This window comes from Paraburkholderia haematera (genome assembly GCF_905220975.1).
Classification (GTDB): domain Bacteria; phylum Pseudomonadota; class Gammaproteobacteria; order Burkholderiales; family Burkholderiaceae; genus Paraburkholderia; species Paraburkholderia haematera.
The window spans coordinates 1-1,384 of sequence record NZ_CAJNBK010000065.1 but is presented as its reverse complement, the minus strand read 5'-3'; the positions used below and the strand labels follow the sequence as shown (position 1 = coordinate 1,384).

Here is a 1,384-nt window from a genome sequence, read left to right as displayed (position 1 = left end):
GCATGTATGGACCCGACGCGCTTTGCAAGCTCTTTATGATGATTGGAAATGGTCTGCATGCATGTATCCGGCTTGCTCGTGGGCATTTGCCGAAGCACGCCCGCAGCCTTGATGAGATCCGCGCACCCTTGTCCTGAACAAATCAACGGCTTGAACTACATGGCCGGCACGGAAAGCAGGTTTCAGGATGCTGGTTCTACCGATTTCGTCATCATGTACTAGAGCTACGCAAACCTGCGCTGGGTGATACCGCAATCTAAACCTGTATTGCGTTCATGTTACCGCTGGCCTATACGACGCTTCGGTACTCAGCAGGACCTGCAGGATACGTGCGTTCTTGTTGGCCAGTGCGACTGCCGCACAGTTGTAGCCGCGTCGGGCGATCAGTTGCTGCAACCATCGACTACGTTTGTCGGTCTTGCCCGACGCGTATTGCAAAACGGTTCTTGCACCGTGAACCAGAAGAGTTCGCAAATAGGTATCGCCGCGCTTGCTGATGCCCTGCAACCGGGCTTTGCCTCCCGAGGAGTATTGACGGGGCACCAGCCCCAGCCACGCCGCCAGATGACGCCCGTTGGAGAACTGTTTGGCATCCCCGATAGCGCCAACGACGGCGCTCGCAGTTAGCGGACCTACACCCTCGACCGCGGTAATCTTGCGGCACAATGCCGAGTTTTTTACGAAGTCTTTTATCGCCACTTCGAGCCAATGAATCCGAGCTTCCAGCGCCTGCAAATGTTGCAACATGTCTGTAAGCAGCGCCTGGCAGAAAGTCGTCAGTTCGGAGCTCTCGTTACTCAATAAGGCCGGGATGGCTCGTTTGAAAGCCTGCACCGAGCGCGCAACGATCAGGCCGCGCTCGGCCAGCAGTCCTCTGATCTGATTGATGACTGCCGTGCGCTGGCGCACCAGGATGGCACGCATTCGATGCACGGCCTGGATGTCTTCCTGCTCGACCGATTTAACGCTAACAAAGCGCATCGACGGACGCGAGGCCGCCTCTGCGATTGCCTCCGCATCGTTACGGTCGTTCTTGTTTGTCTTCACAAACGGCGTCACATATTGAGGGCTTATCAAGCGGACCTCGATACCCATGCCGATAAAGCGACGCGCCCAATGATGCGCTGAACTGCAAGCCTCCATCGCTACGACTCGCGGGCGAAGCATTTGAACGGTCTCGATCAATGCTCCGCGCCCGACCTTGGAGCGATGCACCGCGCGTCCGCTGCGTTCAGCGCCGTGAAGCTGGAAGATGTGCTTGGCAAGATCAATGCCGAGAATATCGATTTCCATGACGAACCTCCCAATGTGGTCTCGTTAAGACGACATTCAGCAGTATCGCGCTTCCCCGAAGGGGCGTCGGGTCCATCTCAGTAAATCAACA

1 protein-coding gene is annotated in these 1,384 nt (G+C 56.5%); it reads right to left on the bottom strand.

Going from position 1 to position 1,384, the window contains the following annotated elements; all coding sequences use genetic code 11:
• Positions 1-273: 273 nt before the first annotated feature.
• Positions 274-1,293 carry an IS110 family RNA-guided transposase gene (locus KHO23_RS34835; protein ID WP_211617537.1) on the bottom strand — a complete coding sequence of 340 codons (1,020 nt, stop codon included), beginning with the start codon at positions 1,291-1,293 and terminating at the stop codon, positions 274-276.
• Positions 1,294-1,384 lie beyond the last annotated feature (91 nt).